We start from the raw sequence: 17,205 nt of genomic DNA, 5'->3' as shown, positions 1-17,205 counted from the left end.
CGTCTGCCCCGGCGTCAGGGGCGCGCCGGGATCAGGCGGGCTCCGTGGCCGGAATGCGCTGTCCGGCCATCGGTGCGACGGGTGCGCGGGCCGATGCGGGTGCGGCCGCGAGCCACTGATGGGCGGCCTCCAGGGCGCGCTTGACGTCCCGGGTGCCGGTGGACACGCACAGCGTGTACGCCAGGTCGCGGGCCCGGGGGTTCGGCTCCGCCGGTCCGCGGGCGGCCTCGGCGGCCGCCAGTGCCTCGTACTCGTCGACGAGTCTGCGCAGCACGTCGGGGTGGGGCCTCAGCATGGTCGTTCGCTCCTCGTGGGGTCGGATGGTCAGGCCGTCGTGGAGGTGCCGCCGCTCCCCCGGTTGCCCGTCCGCTGCCCCAGGACCTCGTCGCGCACACGGGCGCAGCTGCGGCTGATGAGGCGGGAGACGTGCATCTGGGAGATGCCGAGGTGGTCGGCGATACGGCTCTGGGTCATGTCCTCGAAGAAGCGCATGTAGAGGATGGCCCGTTCGCGTTCCGGCAGCCGGCGCAGGCCTTCCTTGGCGGACTCGCGGTCCACGACGATGTCGTAGGACGAGTCGGCCGCGCCGAGGGTGTCGGCCAGGCTGTAGCCGTCGTCGTCGGCCGAGAGCTCGGCGTCCAGCGACAGGGTGCTGAAGCTGTCAAGGGCTTCGAGCCCGGCGTTGACCTCTTCCTCGCTGAGGCCGGTGTGCGTGGCGAGGTCCGCCACGGAGGGCTCGGGGCTGCCCGGGTTCTGGGTGAGTTCACGGCGTGCCACCCGCACCTTGTTGCGCAGTTCCTGCACCCGGCGGGGCACCCGCAGGGCCCACATGCGGTCCCGGAAGTGCCGCTTGACCTCGCCGGTGATGGTGGGGACGGCGTAACTCTCGAAGGCACCCCGGCTCGGGTCGAACCGGTCGATGGCCTTGACCAGGCCCAGTGCGGCGACCTGCCGGAGATCCTCGATCGACTCACCGCGGTCGCGGAAGCGGCCGGCGATGCGGTGGGCCATGGGCAGCCACAGGGTGACCAGTTCGTCGCGGACGGCCTCCCGCTCGGGGCCTTCCTCCAGCTCCGCCATCCGGGCGAAGAGAGCGGCGGTGTCGGGGGCGTCGTCGTGACGCCGCCGGGAAGCGGTGGACGTCGTTTCGGGCGTGCCGGGACGATGGGTGGGCGTTTCGATGAGCATGCGGATTCGCTCCTGAACGGTGGTTTCAGGGACTGACCGCGGGAAGGACGCTGCCCGGATCGCCTGGAGGCCTCCGGGGCAGTCATACCGCTCCCGCTGGCGCGCCTCCGGTCCGAAGCACGAAACTGCGTCTGCCCTGACCCCGGTGGAACAAACTCCGCTTTGCAGTGCAATCTGTCGAGTGCCGGCTCACGGGCGTTCAGGACAGGGGGACGACAGCTGTGATGCACTTGCCCCCGGCGGGCAGGTCCGACACCCTGACGTCGCGGGCGAGCCGGCAGACGATGGGCCAGCCGTGGCCGCCGTGCCGCAGCCGGCCGTGCGGATCGGTGCGGGGCGCGGTCACGGGCAGCGCGTCACTGCGGTCGCTCACCGAGACACGCACACCGGGGCCGTCGACGTCCACCTGGAAGTCGGTGACGCCGCCGCCGTGCAGGATCGCGTTGGTGGTGAGTTCCGAGGCGACGAGCAGCGCGTCGGACAGGGCGTCCGTGTCGCACGGGGTGTGGGTGGCGCGGCAGCGTTCGGCCACGGCCCGCTCCACCGCCCGGCGTGCCTCGGCGGGTTTGCACGGCCGGGCCCGGTGAGCGCCGGGCGGCTCGAACACTGAATCGATCATGTGCTCCTCGCACATTCTGCAGCTCCCTGACAGCACGGACGGAAAAGGGGTCCGGACCGCGTTCCGGAACCGCCCGCACGGGCCTGCCCCGGGGGCCCGCGGACCCCTGCTTGCCTCGACCTGCCGCGACATCCGGGGGCGCGCACCGCGCGAGCGCCGCGGTCATACTCTTCGGCTCACCTCTCCCCGCACCTGCAAACCTCCGGTGCGGCCGCAAGACCCGAAAACGCCCCGGACGGCCGTGACTCGATGTCATCACCGCGCCGTGGACGGGTAGGCGGGGTGCATGACCGATGTGGTGGATTCCGACGAGCTGTTGCGGCGTATCCAGCGTGCGAGGGAGTGCGCGGTGCAGGAGGAACGGACGTGGCGGACCAGGAGCGAGGAGCTGGACGCGACGGATCCGCAGGGGGCCCGGGACGCCACCGTGCGGCGGATGTCGTACGAGGCTGTGCTGCGGGTCCTGGACGAGATCGTGGCTCCGGGCAAACACGCCCCGGAGGGGTGACCGGACGCGGGCCGGGGCCGGTGCGCGCTTGGCCGGATTGCGAGGGCACACGCCGGGAACCCGGTGCGCATGACAGCCGACCACACGCGAGCACCGGTTCTGGAAGCCCTGGACGAGTACCGACGCAAGGGGCATCTGTCGTTCACACCGCCGGGGCACAAGCAGGCCCGCGGAGCGGATCCGGCGGTCCGGGAGATCCTCGGTGACGCGGTGTTCCACGGGGACGTGCTGGCCTCGGGCGGTCTGGACGACCGGCTCACCCGGGGCCGGGTGCTGCAACGCGCCCAGGAGCTGATGGCCGACGCCGTGCACGCCGAGCACACCTACTTCAGCACCTGCGGGAGTTCCCTTTCCGTGAAGGCCGCGATGCTGTCGGTGGCGGGCCCGCACGAGAAGCTGCTGGTCGGGCGCGACGCCCACAAGTCGGTCGTCGCGGGGCTGATCATCTCCGGCATCGAGCCCGTCTGGGTCGAGCCACGGTGGGACGCCGAGCGCAAGCTCGCCCATCCCCCGTCCGCCGAGGAGTTCGACCGGGCCTTCGACGCTTGTCCGGACGCGCGTGGCGCGCTGGTCACGAGTCCCACGCCCTACGGCGGCTGCGCGGATCTGCGGGCGATCGCCGACGTCTGTCACCGGCGCTCACGGCCGCTCATCGTCGACGAGGCATGGGGCGCGCATCTGCCGTTCCACCCGGACCTGCCGTCGTGGGCGATGGACGCGGGCGCGGACATCTGCGTGACGAGCATCCACAAGATGGGCAGCGGCCTGGAGCAGGGCTCGGTCTTCCACCTCCAGGGCGACCTGGTGCCGCCGGAGCTGCTGGGCATGCGCGCGGACCTGCTGGGCACCACCAGCCCCTCGGTGCTGATCTTCGCCGGCCTGGACGGCTGGCGGCGGCAGATGGCGCTGCACGGCAGGGAGCTGATGGGCGGTGCGCTGGAACTCGCCGCCGGGGTCCGGGCCGCCATCGAGGAGATCGACGGGCTGCACGTCAACGACCGCAACGACTTCTGCGGCCCGGGCCTGGCCGACGACCTCGACCCGCTGCCCGGCGTCATCGACCTCACCGGCCTCGGGATCACGGGGTTCCAGGCGGCGGACTGGCTGCGTGAGCACCGGCGTATCGACGCTCATCTGGTGGATCACCGCCGCATCGGCGCCCAGATCACTCACGGCGACGACCGGGAGACCACCGGGGAACTCCTGGAGGCGCTGCGGGACCTCGCCCGGGCGGCCGGCGACCTGCCCAGGGCGCCGGAGGTGGAGGTGCCGTCACCGACGGAGCTGCGGATGGAGCAGGCGGAGCTGCCCCGGGACGCGTTCTTCGGGCCGGCCGAGAGCGTGCCGGTGTCCGAGGCGGCCGGTCGGGTCGCGGCCGAGATGATCACGCCGTATCCCCCCGGCATCCCCGCAGTGCTCCCGGGGGAGCGCCTGACCGGGCCGGTGCTGGCGTACTTGCGGACGGGGCTGGACGCGGGCATGCACCTGCCGGACCCGGAGGACCCGGAACTGGAGACGGTCCGCGTGCTCGCGAAGTGACGGCCCGGCGTGAAACAGGTCACGCCACCCGGTCTTTGGGGCGCAGACGCCGCCCAGATGGTTTACCGTTCATTCATACGTGGTGACGGAGTCGACCCCTCGTCCTCCTGCGCCACCGCTTGCGGCCCTGGCTGGTCTCCCCCGTCCAGCCAGGGCTTTTTCATGCCCGCACGGGCCGTCGCAAGAAGTCCGGTACGCCGAGGTGCCCAAGGCCCCGGCAGCGGCTGAAATGGCTGTAGGGACAGCACCGCAGTCGACCGCCCGGCGAGGAGCTCCGCATGACCAAAGCGATCAAACTCCTGACCGCCCTGCCTCCGCCCCAGCGGCAGCGTCTCATGACCCTCGCCCGGGAGGTGTCCTTCCCCGAGGACGCCCGGATCTTCGAGGCGGACGGCAGGGCCGACCGCTTCTGGGTCATCCGCTCGGGCGCCGTCTCGCTGGACCAGCAGGTGAACTCCCTGCAACGGGTGACCGTGGCCAGCCTCGGCGCGGGCGACCTGCTCGGCTGGTCCTGGCTTTTCCCGCCGTACACCTGGGACTTCGGCGCGGTGGCGTTCAGCCCGGTGCGGGCCTACGAGTTCGACGCGCAGGCCGTGCTGGGGCTGTGCGAGGAGGATCCGGAGCTGGGGATGATGCTGGTGCGCAACGTGGCCGAGGTGCTCGCGCACCGGCTGGAGATGACCCGGGGCAAGCTGATGGAGCAGTACACGCTGCACCGGCGCGGAGCGCTGTGAGGCGTCAGACGCGGTAGCGCCGCAGCGCCGGTACGGCTGCCGCCAGCACCAGCATCACCGCGACGACCAGGAGTCCGCCGCCCGCGACGGCCGTGCGGGGTCCGAAGGCGGATCCCGCGGTGCCGTGCAGCACGTCCGCCAGGCGCGGGCCGCCCGCCACGACGACGGTGAAGACGCCCTGCATGCGCCCGCGCATCTCGTCGGTGGCGGCGGACAGCAGGATCGCCCCGCGGAAGACCATGGAGACCATGTCGGCCACCCCGGCCAGGGCGAGGAACGCCACCGCCACCCACAGGCTGCGGCTCAGCCCGAAGCCGGTGATGGCCACACCCCAGGCGACGACCGCGCCGATGACCATCCAGCCGTGACGCCGGGCCCGGGAGAAGGTCCCGGAGAACAGCCCGCCCAGGACGGCGCCGACGGGGATCGCGGCGAACAGCAGGCCGAGCGCCAGGCCTTCGCCGTACGGGGCGTACGTCTGGGAGGCGAGCTGCGGGAACAGGGCACGGGGCATGCCGAGGACCATGGCGATGATGTCCGCGAGGAACGACAGCAGCAGCACGGTGTGCCCGGAGATGTAGCGGAAACCGGCGGCGATCTCCTTCACTCCCGCGCGCCGCACCGCCGTGTCGTCCAGGGGCGGCAGCGACGGCAGCCGGTAGACCGCCCACACCGTCACGCACAGGGCGAGGGCGTCGATGAGGTACAGCTCGGGCAGCCCGATGACGGGAATGAGGGCACCGGCGAGCAGGGGGCCGGCCACCTGTCCGGTCTGCATCACGGTCGAGCCGAGGGCGTTCGCGGCGGGCAGTTCGTCCTCGGGGACCAGCCGGGCTATGGAGGCGTTGCGGGCGGGCGCGTTCAGGCCCCAGAAGGCCTGCTGCACGGCGAGCAGCAGCATGAGCGCTCCCACCGACTCAAGACCCACGAAGGCCTGGAGCCAGAACAGCAGCGAGGTGACGGCGATGCCGCTGTTGGTGATCAGCAGCAGTCTGCGCCGGTCCATGGCGTCGGCGATCGCCCCGCCCCACAGCGCGAACACGATCAGCGGCACGAGCCCGGCCAGGCTCGCGGCGCCGACCCATGCCGAGGAGCCGGTGATGTCGTAGATCTGCTTGGGGACGGCGACGGCGGTGAGCTGGCTGCCGACGGCCGTGACGATGGTCGAGCTCCACAGCCGCCGGTAGGCGGGACGGCGCAGGGGGCGGGTGTCCATGGCCCAGCGCCGCCGGCCGCGCCGCCCGGGCGGCCGAGGTGTGGGCTCCCGCTCTTCGGTCGTGCTCTCGCTCGCGTCCACGCGCCGCTTCCTCGATGCTCGCTACATCTTTCCGGGCGGGGATCACTATCGCACCCGTCACGGCCGGGCCGGCGGCCGGTCTCAGCTTCCCGTGATCAGCACGGCCCCGAGCACGATCATGGTGGCGGCGACCAGTCCGTCCAGGACCCTCCAGGCCGCGGGTCTGGCGAGGAACCGGCCGAGCATCCGGGCGCCGAAACCGAGGGCGGTGAACCAGCACAGGCTGGCCAGCACCGCGCCGAGGCCGAACGTCCAGCGCAGGGAACCGTGGTCGGCGGCGACGGAGCCCAGCAGGAACACGGTGTCGAGGTAGACGTGCGGATTCAGCCAGGTCATCGCCAGGCAGGTGAGGACGGCCCGGCGCACCGATCCGGCCGCCTCCCCCTCCGTCCGCAGCGCGTCGCCGCCGGGCCGGAACACCCGGCGGGCGGCCAGGGCTCCGTAGACCAGCAGGAACGCGCCGCCGATCCAGCCGACCGCCGTCAGCGCGCCCGGCCACCGCACCACCACCGCGCCCACTCCGCCGACCCCGAGTGCGATGAGCGCCGCGTCCGACAGGGCGCAGATGGCGACCACGGCGAGGACGGCCTGGCGGCGGATGCCCTGGCGCAGGACGAAGGCGTTCTGGGCTCCGATGGCGACGATGAGAGACAGGCCGGTGCCGAAACCGACGGCGCCGGCGGTGAAGGTGCTGGTCATGGCGTCGACGCTACGGAGGCACCGGTCTGAGGTCCAGCTAAGGATTGTTACGTATCATTAGCGGGCATGATGATGACGGATCTGCCGCTGGATCAGGTGCGGACCCTGCTCGCCGTCGTGGACGAGGGCACCTTCGACGCGGCGGCGGCCGCACTGCACGTGACGCCGTCGGCCATCAGCCAGCGGGTGAAGGCGCTGGAGCAGCGCACCGGCCGGGTCCTGCTGCTGCGGACGAAGCCGGTGCGGCCGACCGAGTCGGGTGAGGTGCTGGTGCGGCTGGCCCGCCAGGTGGCGCGGCTGGAGCACGACGCGCACGTCGAGCTCGGACTGAGCGGCGCCGGGGAGCCGACCCGGGTGTCCGTGGCGGTGAACGCGGACTCACTGGCCACCTGGTTCCTGCCCGTCCTCGCGCGCGTTCCGGAGGAGCTCCGGCTCTGCTTCGAGCTGCGCCGCGAGGACGAGGACCACACGGCGGCTCTGCTGCGGGAGGGCACGGTGATGGCGGCGGTGACCTCGTCCCCGGATCCCGTGCCGGGATGCTCGGTCCGGTCGCTCGGGCGGATGCGCTACCTCCCCGTGGCCGCCCCGGGCTTCGCCGCGCGCCACCTCGGCGGGCCCCTGACACAGACGCTGACGGAGGTGCCCGTGGTGGTCTTCGACCGGCGCGACGACTTCCAGGACGGCTTCGTCCGGCGGCTCACCCGGGGGCGGAGCGGCGCGAGCGCGCTGCGGCACTACGTGCCGACCTCGGAGGGCTTCGTCGAGGCCGTGGCAGCCGGGCTGGGCTGGGGCCTGGTGCCGGAGCGCCAGGCGGATCCGCTGCTGGACGAGGGCCGGCTCGTCGGCATCGCCCCGGGCCGCACGGTCGACGTGCCGTTGTACTGGCAGCAGTGGAAGCTCGACTCCCCCGCCCTTGCGCAGGTCGCGGAGACGGTGACGGCGACGGCGGCGCAGGCGCTGCGGCCCTGACGGTTCAGTCCCGGACGGCCTCCAGCCGCGCCGCCGCGCTGTCCAGCAGCATCTCCAGGGCCGCCGGATAGGCGCTGGAGAGCATGCGGGTCGCGAGCAGGGGCGCGGCCTCGGCGATGCGCGGGTGGGTCGTGGCGGGCAGGCGGGCGTACGTCGAGCGCCACATGTCCTCGTCGGCGTGCAGCGAGTCACTGGGCAGGGCCAGGGAGGCGGCGTCGAGGGCGGCGAAGGCCAGGGTCTGGTCGATGAAGGCGTGGTAGATGCGCACGGTGTCGGGCAGCGGGAACCCGGCCGTGCGCAGGACGTCCAGGACGGCCTCGTCGGCGGCCAGCTCATGAGCCCGGCCCGTGACCCGGTTCGTGGTCAGCAGGGCCGCCTGCGGATGGGCGAGGTACGCGGCGTGGATACGCAGCCCGAAGGACCGCAGGTCCGCCCGCCACTCCCCCGTGGGCCGCCAGCCCTGGAGGGCCTGGCCGATGAGCGCGTCGCCGATGGCGAGGGTCAGGTCGTCCATGCCCCGGAAGTAGCGGTAGAGCGTGCTCGGGTCGGCGTCCAGGGCGAGACCGAGCCGACGGGCGGTCAGTCCCGCGCTGCCGTGTTCGCGCAGCATGCGCAGCGCGGTCTCGACGATCAGTTCCTCGGACAGCACGGTGCCGCTCTTGGTGGGCCTGCGCCGGCGGCGTTTCTCCTCCGGCACCACGGGCTTGGGCACGGTGGACTCCCTCCCCGGGGACCGGCCCCGGTCCTTATGCCAACGCCATTGACCTTATGACAGAGGGCGGCGTTTCATCTCCCCAAGGGCGCGTCGCGTTCTTCGCACATAGGGAGTTTCTGTCATGCGTGTACTGCTCGTGGGTGCCGGTGGTGTGGGCGGGGCGATCACCCGGATCGCGGCCCGGAGGCCGTTCTTCGAGGCCCTGGTGGTGGCCGACTACGACCCGGCCCGGGCCGAGGCGGCGGTCGCGGCGCTGGAGGGCGATGCGCGGTTCACCGCCGAGCAGGTGGACGCCGGTGACGAGACGGCGGTGACCCGCCTGCTCGCCCGGCACCAGTGCGACGTCCTCCTCAACGCCACCGACCCGCGCTTCGTGATGCCGCTGTTCCGCGCCGCCCGCGCCGCGGGCGCCACCTATCTCGACATGGCGATGTCGCTGTCCCGCCCGCACGCCGAGCGGCCGTTCGAGGAGTGCGGGGTCAAGCTCGGCGACGAGCAGTTCGCGCAGGCCGCCGACTGGGAGAAGGAGGGGCTGCTGGCCCTCGTCGGCATGGGTGTGGAGCCGGGCCTGTCGGACGTCTTCGCCCGGTACGCCGCCGACGAACTCTTCGACGCGATAGAGGAGATCGGCATCCGCGACGGCGCGAACCTGACCGTCGACGGCTACGACTTCGCACCCTCTTTCAGCATCTGGACCACCATCGAGGAGTGCCTCAACCCGCCGGTCGTCTACGAGACGGGCACGGGCTGGTTCACCACCGAGCCCTTCAGCGAGCCCGAGGTCTTCGACTTCCCCGAGGGCATCGGCCCGGTCGAGTGCGTCAACGTGGAGCACGAGGAGGTGCTGCTCGTGCCGCGCTGGGTCGACGCCCGCCGGGTGACCTTCAAGTACGGTCTCGGCCGGGAGTTCGTCGAGAAGCTGAAGACGCTGCACCTGCTGGGTCTTGACCGCACCGACCCGGTGACCGTGCCCGGGCCGGACGGCCCGGTGGCGGTCTCGCCGCGGGACGTGGTCGCCGCGTGTCTGCCCGATCCGGCGACGCTCGGCGAGCGGATGCACGGCAAGACGTGCGCGGGCACCTGGGTGCGGGGCGTGAAGGACGGCGAGCCCCGCGAGGTGTACCTCTATCACGTGGTCGACAACCAGTGGTCCATGGCGGAGTACGGCTCCCAGGCCGTGGTGTGGCAGACGGCGGTCAACCCCGTGGTCGCGCTCGAACTCCTCGCGACGGGCGCCTGGTCCGGTGCGGGCGTCCTCGGCCCGGAGGCCTTCCCGGCACGGCCCTTCCTGGACCTGCTGACGGACTACGGCTCCCCCTGGGGCATGCGGGAGCAGTGAAGGGCTGTCCGGGAGTGCCCTGTTTCACGAGCCATCGACAGGTGACCCGAAGAGGAGTAAGCATCCGAGAGAGCACGTTTCTACTGCGACGCAGGTGACTTCGATGGACAACTGGCGAGACCACGCTGCCTGTCGGCACGAGGACCCCGAGCTCTTCTTCCCGATCGGCACCTCCGGCCCGGCTCTGCTGCAGACCGAACAGGCCAAGGCAGTGTGCCGACGGCGCTGCCCGGTGCAGGAGCAGTGTCTGCAATGGGCCCTGGACACGGGGCAGTCCATCGGTGTGTGGGGCGGGACGAGCGAGAACGAACGGCGTGCGCTCAAGCGCCGCACGGCCGCCCGCCGCCGCTCCGGCTGACACCGGCCACCACCCCTGGGGACTCAGCTGCGCCGCAGCGGTCCCCAGGGGTTTCCCTGCCGGGCGACCTCCGCCTTCGCCTCGTCGATGACCTTCGGGTCGATCCGGCACAGCGGGTGGACGTCGGTGACCAGCGGTTCGTTGTCGGGGCCGCGGGCGGCCTCCTTGCCGGCGAGCACCCAAGGGTGGACGCCCGGCCCCTTGTCGTGCGGGAGATGGGCGTAGTCGTGCAGGCGGCGGGCCACCCACACGCGGACCGGCCGGTCCTCCCACCACTCCTCGACCCCGAGCGGGCTGGCGGACAGCCCCGGCAGGGACACACCCGTCAGATCGTCGGTGCTGGACACCTTGAGGAGATCGATCTCCGGGCCGCGCGACCAGCGGACGTACAGGCCCCGGTGGTGTTCCACGAGCTCGGCGAGTTCGTCGAGTGTGCGCACGAGCCGCAGGTCGTCGGGGGCGCCCATGTCCCCACCTCCTTCCTCTACCTGGTCAGGCGGACGGAGTACCCGTCACGCACGAGCGGAACCGGTCGTCCGGCTCCGGCGGTGCGAACACCCGGCCGGGGTTAGGCTCGCGGCATTCCGGGGCGCCGAGGAGAGGAGCCGACCATGAGCGTGCGCGTGCGCCGTGTCTACGATCCCGCCGAGCCGGAGGACGGGGTGCGGGTCCTGGTCGACCGGCTGTGGCCGCGCGGGCTGGCGAAGGACGCGGCGCGGGTGGACCAGTGGCCTAAGGCGATCACCCCGTCGACGGAGCTGCGGCGCTGGTACCACGGAGGCGAGGGCTCGTACGAGGAGTTCGCCGAACGGTACGAGGCGGAGCTCACCGCCGACGAGGCCGCCGAGGCCCTCGACGGTGTGCGCGCACTGCTCCACAGCGGGGACGTCACGCTGCTGACCGCTTCGAAGACGCCGCAGGAGAGCCACGCGACGGTACTGGCCCGCCTCCTCCAGGCGTGAGACGGGCCGTCCGGCGAGGTCAGGCGGTCTGCTTGGCCGCCGCGCGGCCCGCCGCCCGCCCCGAGAAGAGGCAGCCGCCGAGGAAGGTGCCCTCCAGGGCGTTGTAGCCGTGGACACCGCCGCCGCCGAATCCGGCGACCTCACCGGCCGCGTACAGGCCCTCGACCGGCTTGCCGTCGGTTCCGAGGGCGCGGGAGTCGAGGTCGGTCTGGATACCGCCGAGGGTCTTGCGGGTGAGGATGTGCAGTTTGACGCCGATCAGCGGCCCGGCCGCCGGGTCGAGGAGGCGGTGCGGGGTGGCGACGCGGCCGAGGCGGTCACCGATGTAGCGGCGGGCGTTGCGGATGCCCTGCACCTGGGCGTCCTTGGCGTAGGGGTTGGCGATCTGCAGGTCGCGGGCCTCGATCTGGCGCTTGATGCCGGCCGCGTCGAGGAGCGGCTTGTCGGTGAGTCCGTTCATCTTCGCGACGAGCTGTTCGACGGTGGACGCGGTCACGAAGTCGGCGCCCTTGCGCAGGAACGCGTCGACCGGTCCGGGTGCGCCCTTGCCGAGGATGCGTTCCTTGAGGAACCCGGCGCGGTCCTTGGCGGTGATGTCGGGGTTCTGCTCGGAGCCCGACAGGGCGAACTCCTTTTCGATGATCTTCTGCGAGAGGATGAACCAGGAGTGGTCGTAGCCGGCGATGTCCTCGGTGGTGCGCAGGTGCTTCAGCGTGCCGAGGGTGTCGTAGCCCGGCAGGAAGGGCCCGGGCAGGCGGCGGCCGAGAGCGTCGAACCACATCGAGGACGGTCCGGGCAGGATGCGGATGCCGTGGCCGGGCCAGATCGGGTCCCAGTTCTGCAGGCCCTCCGTGTAGTGCCACATGCGGTCGCGGTTGACCAGCCGGACGCCCGCCTCGGCGCTGATGTCGAGCATCCGCCCGTCCACGTAGGCGGGGACGCCGGTGACCATCTCGCGCGGCGGGGTGCCGAGGCGTTCGGGCCAGTAGCGGCGGACGATGTCGTGGTTCGCTCCGATGCCGCCGCTGGTGACGATGACGGCCTGGGCGGTGAGTTCGAACTCGCCGACCGCGTCGCGGCTGGAGGCGACACCCCGGGGCGAGGGGTCCTCGGCCAGGACCGTGCCGCGCACGCCCCGGGCGGTGCCGCCCTCGACGACGAGCGCGTCGACGCGGTGACGGTGGTGGAAGGTGAGCAGGCCGTCGCGGGCGGCCTGCTTGGCGTACCGCACGAACGGTTCGACGACGCCCGTGCCCGTGCCCCAGGCGACGTGGAAGCGGGGCACCGAGTTGCCGTGCCCGTGTGCCGTGAGGTCGCCGCGCTCGGCCCAGCCGACGGTGGGCAGGAACGTGATGCCGTGCCCGTCGAGCCAGGACCGCTTCTCCCCCGCGGCGAACTCGACGTAGGCGCGGGCCCAGCGCACGGCCCAGGAGTCCTCGTCCTCCAGCCGGTCGAAGCCCGCGCTGCCCCGCCAGTCGCTCCAGGCGAGCTCGAAGGAGTCCTTGATGCCCAGGCGCCGCTGTTCGGGCGAGCCGACGAGGAACAGCCCGCCGAAGGACCAGAAGGCCTGGCCGCCGAGGTTGCCCGCGTTCTCCTGGTCGACGAGGGCGACCCGCCGGCCCCTGCTGGTCAGCTCGTGCGCCGCGACCAGACCGGCGAGACCCGCTCCGACGACGATGACATCGGCATCCATGGCGACCGTTCCCTTCTTCAGTTCTTTGTATGGGCGAGGGTGCCGCTGCCATCGGTCAGCAGGGCCGTGAGCAGTTGCTTCAACCAGGCGCGGGCCTGTTCCACGTCCCGGTCCAGCAGGAGTTGCGTGGTGACGCCGTCGTACGCGGCGACCACGGCACGGGCGGCGCCGTCGGTGTCGCCCAGGACGGCGGGCAGTGCGGTGTGCCCGCGGGCCCGGCCGAGCCGGTCGGCGATGGCCTGCCGCAGCCGCGCACGGTGTTCGAGCAGGCCCCGTGCGACCTCGGGGTCACGGGCGGCGTGCACGAGGAAGTCCGTCTTCACCAGGAGCCAGTCGCGGTCGAGGAGCAGCACGTCCGTGACCCGGTCCACGGCGGCCGGCACGTCGAAGTCGGGCCCGTCGAGGGCGAGGGCACCGGACACCTGCTCGGCGATCAGGTCGGCGCGCTGGCGGTAGAGGGCGAAGAACAGCTCGTCGAGGCTGGAGAAGTTGGAGTAGAAGGCGCCCCTGCTGTAGCCGGCGGCCTCGCAGACCTCCTCGATCGAGACGTGCCCGAAACCTTTGGCCGCGAACACGGAGAACGCCGCGTCGAGGAGGTTGGCGCGGGTGTGGACCCGGCGCCTCGTCATACGCCCGCCGCTTCCCTCCGCAGCCATGTTCGGCCCTCCTTTCGATACGTGACTGTATTGGATACATCAATGTATCGAAAGGCCGATCCCTCATGGAACACTTATTCGATTCGGAGGTACGCTGGCTGCATGCACCTCCAGGGTTCCCTCTTCGACCAGGCCGACGAGCTGCGCCTCGGCCCTCTGGACGGGATCAGCCGCACCCACCTCGGCTTCGGCGCCTGGCTCGACGTGCTGCCCGGGTGGCTCGACGGCTCGGACGTACTGTTCGAGCACCTGGCGGCCGAGGTTCCCTGGCGGGCGGAGCGCCGCAAGATGTACGACAACGTGGTCGACGTCCCCCGCCTGCTCGCCTTCTACGGCGTGGACGACCGGCTGCCCCACCCGGTGCTGACCGAGGCGCGGGAGGCACTCGGCACCCACTACGGCGAGGAGCTGGGGGAACCGTTCACCACGGCCGGGCTGTGCTACTACCGCGACGGCCGCGACAGTGTGGCCTGGCACGGTGACCGGATCGGGCGCGGTGCGCACGAGGACACGATGGTCGCGATCCTGTCGGTCGGAGCGCCCCGGGACCTGCTGCTGCGCCCCGTCGGGGGCGGCCGGGACACCGTCCGCCGTCCGCTGGGCCATGGCGACCTCGTCGTGATGGGCGGCTCCTGCCAGCGCACCTGGGAGCACGCGGTCCCCAAGAGCACGCGCGTGGCGGGCCCGCGCATCAGCATCCAGTTCCGCCCGCACGGCGTGCACTGACGCGCCGCCCCGAACCTCCCCGCCGCGGCGGCCCGTTCGGCCGGACCCGGCGATTCCGTCCGCCGCGGGGTCTGCTTTCCTTCTTCCGTCGGGAGCGGAGCGGACCACTCAACGCGGGGCGATCATGCGGGCAGGCGTACGGCACGTCGCGGACGGCACCTACCTGGTGCACGGCTCGAACACCAACTGGGTGATCCTCACCGAAGGGGACGCCGTCACGCTGGTCGACACGGGCTACCCGGGCGACCGGGAGCAACTCCTCGCCTCGCTCGCGGAGGTCGGCAGCGCCCCGGAGGCGGTCACGGCCGTCCTGGTCACGCACGCGCACAACGACCACCTCGGATCCGCCGAGTACCTGCGGGCCGTCCACGGCACGGCGGTCCACCTGCACGAGGCCGAAGTCCCGCACGCACGCCGGGAGTTCCTCCACCAGGTGTCCATCGGCACGGTGCTGAAGAACGGCTGGCGCCCGGGGGTGCTGCCGTGGGCGGTGCACGCCCTGCGCTCGGGCGGCACGGACCACGTCCCCGTCACGGCTCCGCAGGCCTTCCCGGCGGCGGGCGCCCTGGACCTGCCCGGGCGGCCGGTGCCGGTGCACACACCCGGCCACACCGACGGACACTGCGCCTTCCACCTGCCCGGCACCGGTGTGCTGATCTCCGGGGACGCCCTGGTCAGCGGGCACCCCACCGCGCGGGCCGAGGGGCCACAGCTGCTGCCGGACATGTTCCACCACGAGCGGCCGCGCGCCCTAGCCTCCCTGGACGTCCTGGCGGAGCTGGAGGGCGAGCTGCTGCTCCCCGGGCACGGACCGGCCCACCGCGGGCCGGTGCGGGACGCCGCTCTCCGGGCCCGGGAACGCGCCCTCTAATCTGATGTGACGATCGGCGGCGAGACAAGGACACCCGGCCCATGGCACTGCAGATCAGCGCGACCAACCCGGAGCACCCCGCGCTCCTGCTGGAACTGCCGTGGGACGTTCCCCTGGAGGAGTGGCCGGAGGAGTACCTGGTGCCACTGCCGCGCGGCATCTCCCGGCACGTGGTGCGCTACTCCCGGGCGGGCGACGAAGTGATCGCCGTCAAGGAGCTGGCCGAGCGCCCGGCGCTGCGCGAGTACGACATGCTGCGCGACCTGGACCGGCTCGGCATCCCGTCGGTGGACCCGCTGGCCGTGGTCACGGGCCGCACCGACGCGAGCGGGGCCCCGCTGGAGAGCGTCCTGATCACCCGGCACCTGGGCGGTTCGATGCCGTACCGCTCGATGTTCGAGACGACCATGCGGCCGGCCACCATGCACCGGCTGATGGACGCGCTCGCCGTGCTCCTGGTGCGACTGCACCTGGCCGGGTTCGCCTGGGGCGACTGCTCCCTGTCGAACACCCTCTTCCGGCGCGACGCGGGCGCCTACGCCGCCTACCTGGTCGACGCCGAGACCGGTGACCTGCATCCGCAGCTCAGCCAGGGGCAGCGTGAGTACGACCTCGACCTCGCCCGCGTGAACATCAGCGGGGAGCTGCTGGACCTGGAGGCGTCGGGGGCGCTGCACCCGTCCGTGGACCCGATCGAGTTCGGCATGGAGATCTGCGCCCGCTACCGCGGCCTGTGGGACGAACTGACCCGGGCCTCCGTCTACCCGGCCGGCAAGTACCACTACATAGAGCGCCGGATCCGCCGCCTGAACGACCTCGGGTTCGACGTCGCCGAGATGCAGATCGAGCACGCCTCGAACGGCGACACGGTCAGCTTCGTGCCCAAGGTCGTCGACGCCGGCCACCACCAGCGGCAGTTGCTGCGCCTGACCGGTCTCGACACGGAGGAGAACCAGGCCCGGCGGCTGCTGAACGACCTGGAGAGCTGGATGGCGACCCAGGACGACTACGCCCCCGGCGACCCCCTCGGAGCCCGCCCCGAAGTGCTGGCCCACCGCTGGGTGCGGGAGGTGTTCCGGCCGACCGTGCGGGCCGTGCCCGTCGAACTGCGCGGCGCGATGGACCCGGCGGAGATCTACCACCAGCTCCTGGAACACCGCTGGTACCTGTCCGAGCGGGCCCAGCACGACATCGGGCTCGACGCGGTGGTCGAGGACTACATCCGCACCATCCTGCCCAAGGCCCGCAAGACGCTGCAACCGACGGCGGAATGAGGGGCCGGTGCCCTCACCCGTGGGGCACCACCGCCACCGGGCAGTCCGCGTGGTGCAGCATCCCGTGGGCCACCGAGCCGATACGTGCCCCGACGGCGGTGCGGTGCGCCCGGCGGCCGACGACCATCAGCTGGGCCGTCCCGGCCACCGACAGCAGCACCTGGCTCGCGCTGCCCATCTCCACGTGCTCCTCGACCGGCACGTCGGGGAAGCGTTCCCGCCAGGGCCGGACGGCGGCGGCCAGACTCTTCTTCTCGTACGGCTCCAGCCCGCCGGCCTCGTCGAGGAGCTTCAGCGAGCCCGGGCTGTAGGCGAAGACGGGCGGCAGGTTCCAGGCCCGGACGACCCGGACGGTCGCCCCGCGCGCGGCGGCCGTCTCGAAGGCGAAGCGCAACGCCTCGGCGCTGTCCTGCGGGTCGCCCTGCTGGCCGACGACGACCTCGCGCCCGGCGGCCTCGGACGAGGGCTGGTCGCCTGCCCGGACGAGCACCACGGGCCGGGTGGCCGCGGCGATCACCTGCTGGCCGACCGAGCCGAGCAGGAATCCGACGATGCGGCCGTGCCCGCGCGAGCCGAGCACCAGCGTCTCGGCGTCGGCCGCGGCGGCCACCAGGGTGTCGGCCACCGGGCCCTCGATGACATCGGTGGTCACCGTGAGGTCCGGATGCCGTTCGGTGACGGTCCCGACGGCCTCGCTCACCGCGCTGTGCACCCACTCGCCCTGGCTGTCCGCGTCCCCCTCGATCCCCGCTTCCAGCGCCTCCTGCGGCTGGAACCGCCAGGCGTGCACCACGCGCAGCGGCCGGTCGCGCCGTACCGCCTCCCGCGCCGCCCAGGCGAGGGCCGCGAGGCTCTCCTGCGATCCGTCGACCCCTGCGGTGATCGGGCGTGTCATCCCGCTGCCTCCCTAGTAACGATCACTACCTGCCCCCAGTCTTCACTACGCCCCCCGCTGCCGATCTCCGTATCGGAGCGCTGCGCAACGATCGAACATACGATGGGCTCAGGTCGGCGCGGTGCTCCGGGGCGCCGCGCCGTGAGTCGACCGCCCGGTGTGG

20 protein-coding genes are annotated in these 17,205 nt (G+C 72.2%); 10 read left to right on the top strand and 10 right to left on the bottom strand.

Annotated elements, in window-relative coordinates; translation table 11 throughout:
- Positions 1-31: 31 nt before the first annotated feature.
- The 3 genes from GTY56_RS29870 to GTY56_RS29860 form a co-directional block, all read right to left on the bottom strand.
- On the bottom strand, positions 32-295 hold the full coding sequence (locus tag GTY56_RS29870; RefSeq protein ID WP_161368422.1) for a DUF5133 domain-containing protein: 264 nt from the start codon (positions 293-295) through the stop codon (positions 32-34).
- Between the two features lie 29 nt (positions 296-324).
- Positions 325-1,188: an RNA polymerase sigma factor SigF gene (locus GTY56_RS29865; protein WP_161368421.1), complete on the bottom strand. Its 864-nt coding sequence runs from the start codon at positions 1,186-1,188 to the stop codon at positions 325-327.
- Positions 1,189-1,387: 199 nt separating this feature from the next.
- The gene (locus tag GTY56_RS29860) at positions 1,388-1,822 is read right to left on the bottom strand and encodes an ATP-binding protein (RefSeq protein ID WP_062924912.1); all 435 of its coding nucleotides are present in this window, start codon (positions 1,820-1,822) and stop codon (positions 1,388-1,390) included.
- Positions 1,823-2,093: 271 nt separating this feature from the next.
- Between GTY56_RS29860 and GTY56_RS29855 the strand changes: the two genes are divergently transcribed.
- The 3 genes from GTY56_RS29855 (at position 2,094) to GTY56_RS29845 (ending at position 4,588) form a co-directional block, all read left to right on the top strand.
- Entirely contained in the window at positions 2,094-2,315 is a 222-nt protein-coding gene (locus tag GTY56_RS29855) for a hypothetical protein (protein ID WP_033309548.1), read from the top strand.
- A 69-nt stretch (positions 2,316-2,384) separates the two neighbouring features.
- Positions 2,385-3,854 (top strand): aminotransferase class I/II-fold pyridoxal phosphate-dependent enzyme, encoded by a 1,470-nt coding sequence (locus tag GTY56_RS29850; protein ID WP_161368420.1) that lies wholly within the window; start codon positions 2,385-2,387, stop codon positions 3,852-3,854.
- 278 nt (positions 3,855-4,132) lie between these two features.
- Positions 4,133-4,588: a cyclic nucleotide-binding domain-containing protein gene (locus GTY56_RS29845; protein ID WP_161368419.1), complete on the top strand. Its 456-nt coding sequence runs from the start codon at positions 4,133-4,135 to the stop codon at positions 4,586-4,588.
- Between the two features lie 4 nt (positions 4,589-4,592).
- Here GTY56_RS29845 and GTY56_RS29840 read toward each other — a convergent pair whose 3' ends face one another.
- Positions 4,593-5,885: an MFS transporter gene (locus GTY56_RS29840; protein WP_161368418.1), complete on the bottom strand. Its 1,293-nt coding sequence runs from the start codon at positions 5,883-5,885 to the stop codon at positions 4,593-4,595.
- Between the two features lie 81 nt (positions 5,886-5,966).
- Positions 5,967-6,584, bottom strand: a complete 618-nt coding sequence (locus GTY56_RS29835) for a LysE/ArgO family amino acid transporter (protein WP_161368417.1) — start codon at positions 6,582-6,584, stop codon at positions 5,967-5,969.
- A 69-nt stretch (positions 6,585-6,653) separates the two neighbouring features.
- On the opposite strand from GTY56_RS29835, the gene GTY56_RS29830 reads away from it, so the two are divergent.
- A complete protein-coding gene (locus tag GTY56_RS29830) occupies positions 6,654-7,553 on the top strand; it encodes a LysR family transcriptional regulator ArgP (protein WP_161368436.1) in 900 nt (299 codons plus the stop codon).
- A gap of 4 nt (positions 7,554-7,557) precedes the next feature.
- Here the strand turns inward: GTY56_RS29830 and GTY56_RS29825 are convergent, their stop codons facing one another.
- Positions 7,558-8,265 (bottom strand): TetR/AcrR family transcriptional regulator C-terminal domain-containing protein, encoded by a 708-nt coding sequence (locus GTY56_RS29825; RefSeq protein ID WP_161368416.1) that lies wholly within the window; start codon positions 8,263-8,265, stop codon positions 7,558-7,560.
- Between the two features lie 124 nt (positions 8,266-8,389).
- Here GTY56_RS29825 and GTY56_RS29820 point away from each other — a divergent pair, with 124 nt between their 5' ends.
- Together GTY56_RS29820 and GTY56_RS29815 are read left to right on the top strand one after the other, a co-directional pair.
- Positions 8,390-9,607, top strand: coding sequence for a saccharopine dehydrogenase family protein (locus tag GTY56_RS29820; protein ID WP_161368415.1), 1,218 nt, complete (start codon positions 8,390-8,392; stop codon positions 9,605-9,607).
- Positions 9,608-9,710: 103 nt separating this feature from the next.
- Positions 9,711-9,965: a WhiB family transcriptional regulator gene (locus tag GTY56_RS29815; RefSeq protein ID WP_030844076.1), complete on the top strand. Its 255-nt coding sequence runs from the start codon at positions 9,711-9,713 to the stop codon at positions 9,963-9,965.
- 23 nt (positions 9,966-9,988) lie between these two features.
- Here GTY56_RS29815 and GTY56_RS29810 read toward each other — a convergent pair whose 3' ends face one another.
- Positions 9,989-10,432 (bottom strand): DUF6098 family protein, encoded by a 444-nt coding sequence (locus GTY56_RS29810; protein ID WP_161368414.1) that lies wholly within the window; start codon positions 10,430-10,432, stop codon positions 9,989-9,991.
- A gap of 144 nt (positions 10,433-10,576) precedes the next feature.
- Between GTY56_RS29810 and GTY56_RS29805 the strand changes: the two genes are divergently transcribed.
- On the top strand, positions 10,577-10,927 hold the full coding sequence (locus GTY56_RS29805) for a DUF488 domain-containing protein (protein ID WP_161368413.1): 351 nt from the start codon (positions 10,577-10,579) through the stop codon (positions 10,925-10,927).
- A gap of 19 nt (positions 10,928-10,946) precedes the next feature.
- Here the strand turns inward: GTY56_RS29805 and GTY56_RS29800 are convergent, their stop codons facing one another.
- Both GTY56_RS29800 and GTY56_RS29795 read right to left on the bottom strand, forming a co-directional pair.
- Positions 10,947-12,620, bottom strand: coding sequence for an FAD-binding dehydrogenase (locus GTY56_RS29800; protein WP_161368412.1), 1,674 nt, complete (start codon positions 12,618-12,620; stop codon positions 10,947-10,949).
- A gap of 17 nt (positions 12,621-12,637) precedes the next feature.
- Positions 12,638-13,276, bottom strand: coding sequence for a TetR/AcrR family transcriptional regulator (locus GTY56_RS29795; RefSeq protein WP_161368411.1), 639 nt, complete (start codon positions 13,274-13,276; stop codon positions 12,638-12,640).
- 102 nt (positions 13,277-13,378) lie between these two features.
- Between GTY56_RS29795 and GTY56_RS29790 the strand changes: the two genes are divergently transcribed.
- The 3 genes from GTY56_RS29790 to GTY56_RS29780 all read left to right on the top strand — a co-directional run bounded on the left by GTY56_RS29790 (position 13,379) and on the right by GTY56_RS29780 (position 16,147).
- Complete coding sequence (locus GTY56_RS29790) at positions 13,379-14,002, top strand: alpha-ketoglutarate-dependent dioxygenase AlkB (protein WP_161368410.1); 624 nt, start codon at positions 13,379-13,381, stop codon at positions 14,000-14,002.
- A 124-nt stretch (positions 14,003-14,126) separates the two neighbouring features.
- On the top strand, positions 14,127-14,873 hold the full coding sequence (locus GTY56_RS29785) for an MBL fold metallo-hydrolase (RefSeq protein WP_161368409.1): 747 nt from the start codon (positions 14,127-14,129) through the stop codon (positions 14,871-14,873).
- Between the two features lie 41 nt (positions 14,874-14,914).
- Positions 14,915-16,147, top strand: a complete 1,233-nt coding sequence (locus GTY56_RS29780) for a DUF4032 domain-containing protein (RefSeq protein WP_161368408.1) — start codon at positions 14,915-14,917, stop codon at positions 16,145-16,147.
- 13 nt (positions 16,148-16,160) lie between these two features.
- On the opposite strand, the gene GTY56_RS29775 is transcribed toward GTY56_RS29780, so the two are convergent.
- Positions 16,161-17,042, bottom strand: a complete 882-nt coding sequence (locus tag GTY56_RS29775; protein WP_161368407.1) for a universal stress protein — start codon at positions 17,040-17,042, stop codon at positions 16,161-16,163.
- Between the last annotated feature and the right edge of the window lie 163 nt (positions 17,043-17,205).

It is taken from the genome of Streptomyces sp. SID5643, from assembly GCF_009872555.1.
GTDB classification, from domain to species: domain Bacteria; phylum Actinomycetota; class Actinomycetes; order Streptomycetales; family Streptomycetaceae; genus Streptomyces; species Streptomyces iakyrus.
Note: the sequence above shows the minus strand (reverse complement) of the source record. Positions and strands in the feature narration are given on the sequence as shown.

Coding starts and splice junctions, on each gene's coding strand:
- GTY56_RS29870 (WP_161368422.1), bottom strand. CDS start 295: ATGCTGAGGCCCCACCCCGACGTGCTGCGCAGACTCGTCGACGAGTAC.
- GTY56_RS29865 (WP_161368421.1), bottom strand. CDS start 1,188: ATGCTCATCGAAACGCCCACCCATCGTCCCGGCACGCCCGAAACGACG.
- GTY56_RS29860 (WP_062924912.1), bottom strand. CDS start 1,822: ATGTGCGAGGAGCACATGATCGATTCAGTGTTCGAGCCGCCCGGCGCT.
- GTY56_RS29855 (WP_033309548.1), top strand. CDS start 2,094: ATGACCGATGTGGTGGATTCCGACGAGCTGTTGCGGCGTATCCAGCGT.
- GTY56_RS29850 (WP_161368420.1), top strand. CDS start 2,385: ATGACAGCCGACCACACGCGAGCACCGGTTCTGGAAGCCCTGGACGAG.
- GTY56_RS29845 (WP_161368419.1), top strand. CDS start 4,133: ATGACCAAAGCGATCAAACTCCTGACCGCCCTGCCTCCGCCCCAGCGG.
- GTY56_RS29835 (WP_161368417.1), bottom strand. CDS start 6,584: ATGACCAGCACCTTCACCGCCGGCGCCGTCGGTTTCGGCACCGGCCTG.
- GTY56_RS29830 (WP_161368436.1), top strand. CDS start 6,654: ATGATGACGGATCTGCCGCTGGATCAGGTGCGGACCCTGCTCGCCGTC.
- GTY56_RS29820 (WP_161368415.1), top strand. CDS start 8,390: ATGCGTGTACTGCTCGTGGGTGCCGGTGGTGTGGGCGGGGCGATCACC.
- GTY56_RS29815 (WP_030844076.1), top strand. CDS start 9,711: ATGGACAACTGGCGAGACCACGCTGCCTGTCGGCACGAGGACCCCGAG.
- GTY56_RS29810 (WP_161368414.1), bottom strand. CDS start 10,432: ATGGGCGCCCCCGACGACCTGCGGCTCGTGCGCACACTCGACGAACTC.
- GTY56_RS29805 (WP_161368413.1), top strand. CDS start 10,577: ATGAGCGTGCGCGTGCGCCGTGTCTACGATCCCGCCGAGCCGGAGGAC.
- GTY56_RS29800 (WP_161368412.1), bottom strand. CDS start 12,620: ATGGATGCCGATGTCATCGTCGTCGGAGCGGGTCTCGCCGGTCTGGTC.
- GTY56_RS29795 (WP_161368411.1), bottom strand. CDS start 13,276: ATGGCTGCGGAGGGAAGCGGCGGGCGTATGACGAGGCGCCGGGTCCAC.
- GTY56_RS29790 (WP_161368410.1), top strand. CDS start 13,379: ATGCACCTCCAGGGTTCCCTCTTCGACCAGGCCGACGAGCTGCGCCTC.
- GTY56_RS29785 (WP_161368409.1), top strand. CDS start 14,127: ATGCGGGCAGGCGTACGGCACGTCGCGGACGGCACCTACCTGGTGCAC.
- GTY56_RS29780 (WP_161368408.1), top strand. CDS start 14,915: ATGGCACTGCAGATCAGCGCGACCAACCCGGAGCACCCCGCGCTCCTG.
- GTY56_RS29775 (WP_161368407.1), bottom strand. CDS start 17,042: ATGACACGCCCGATCACCGCAGGGGTCGACGGATCGCAGGAGAGCCTC.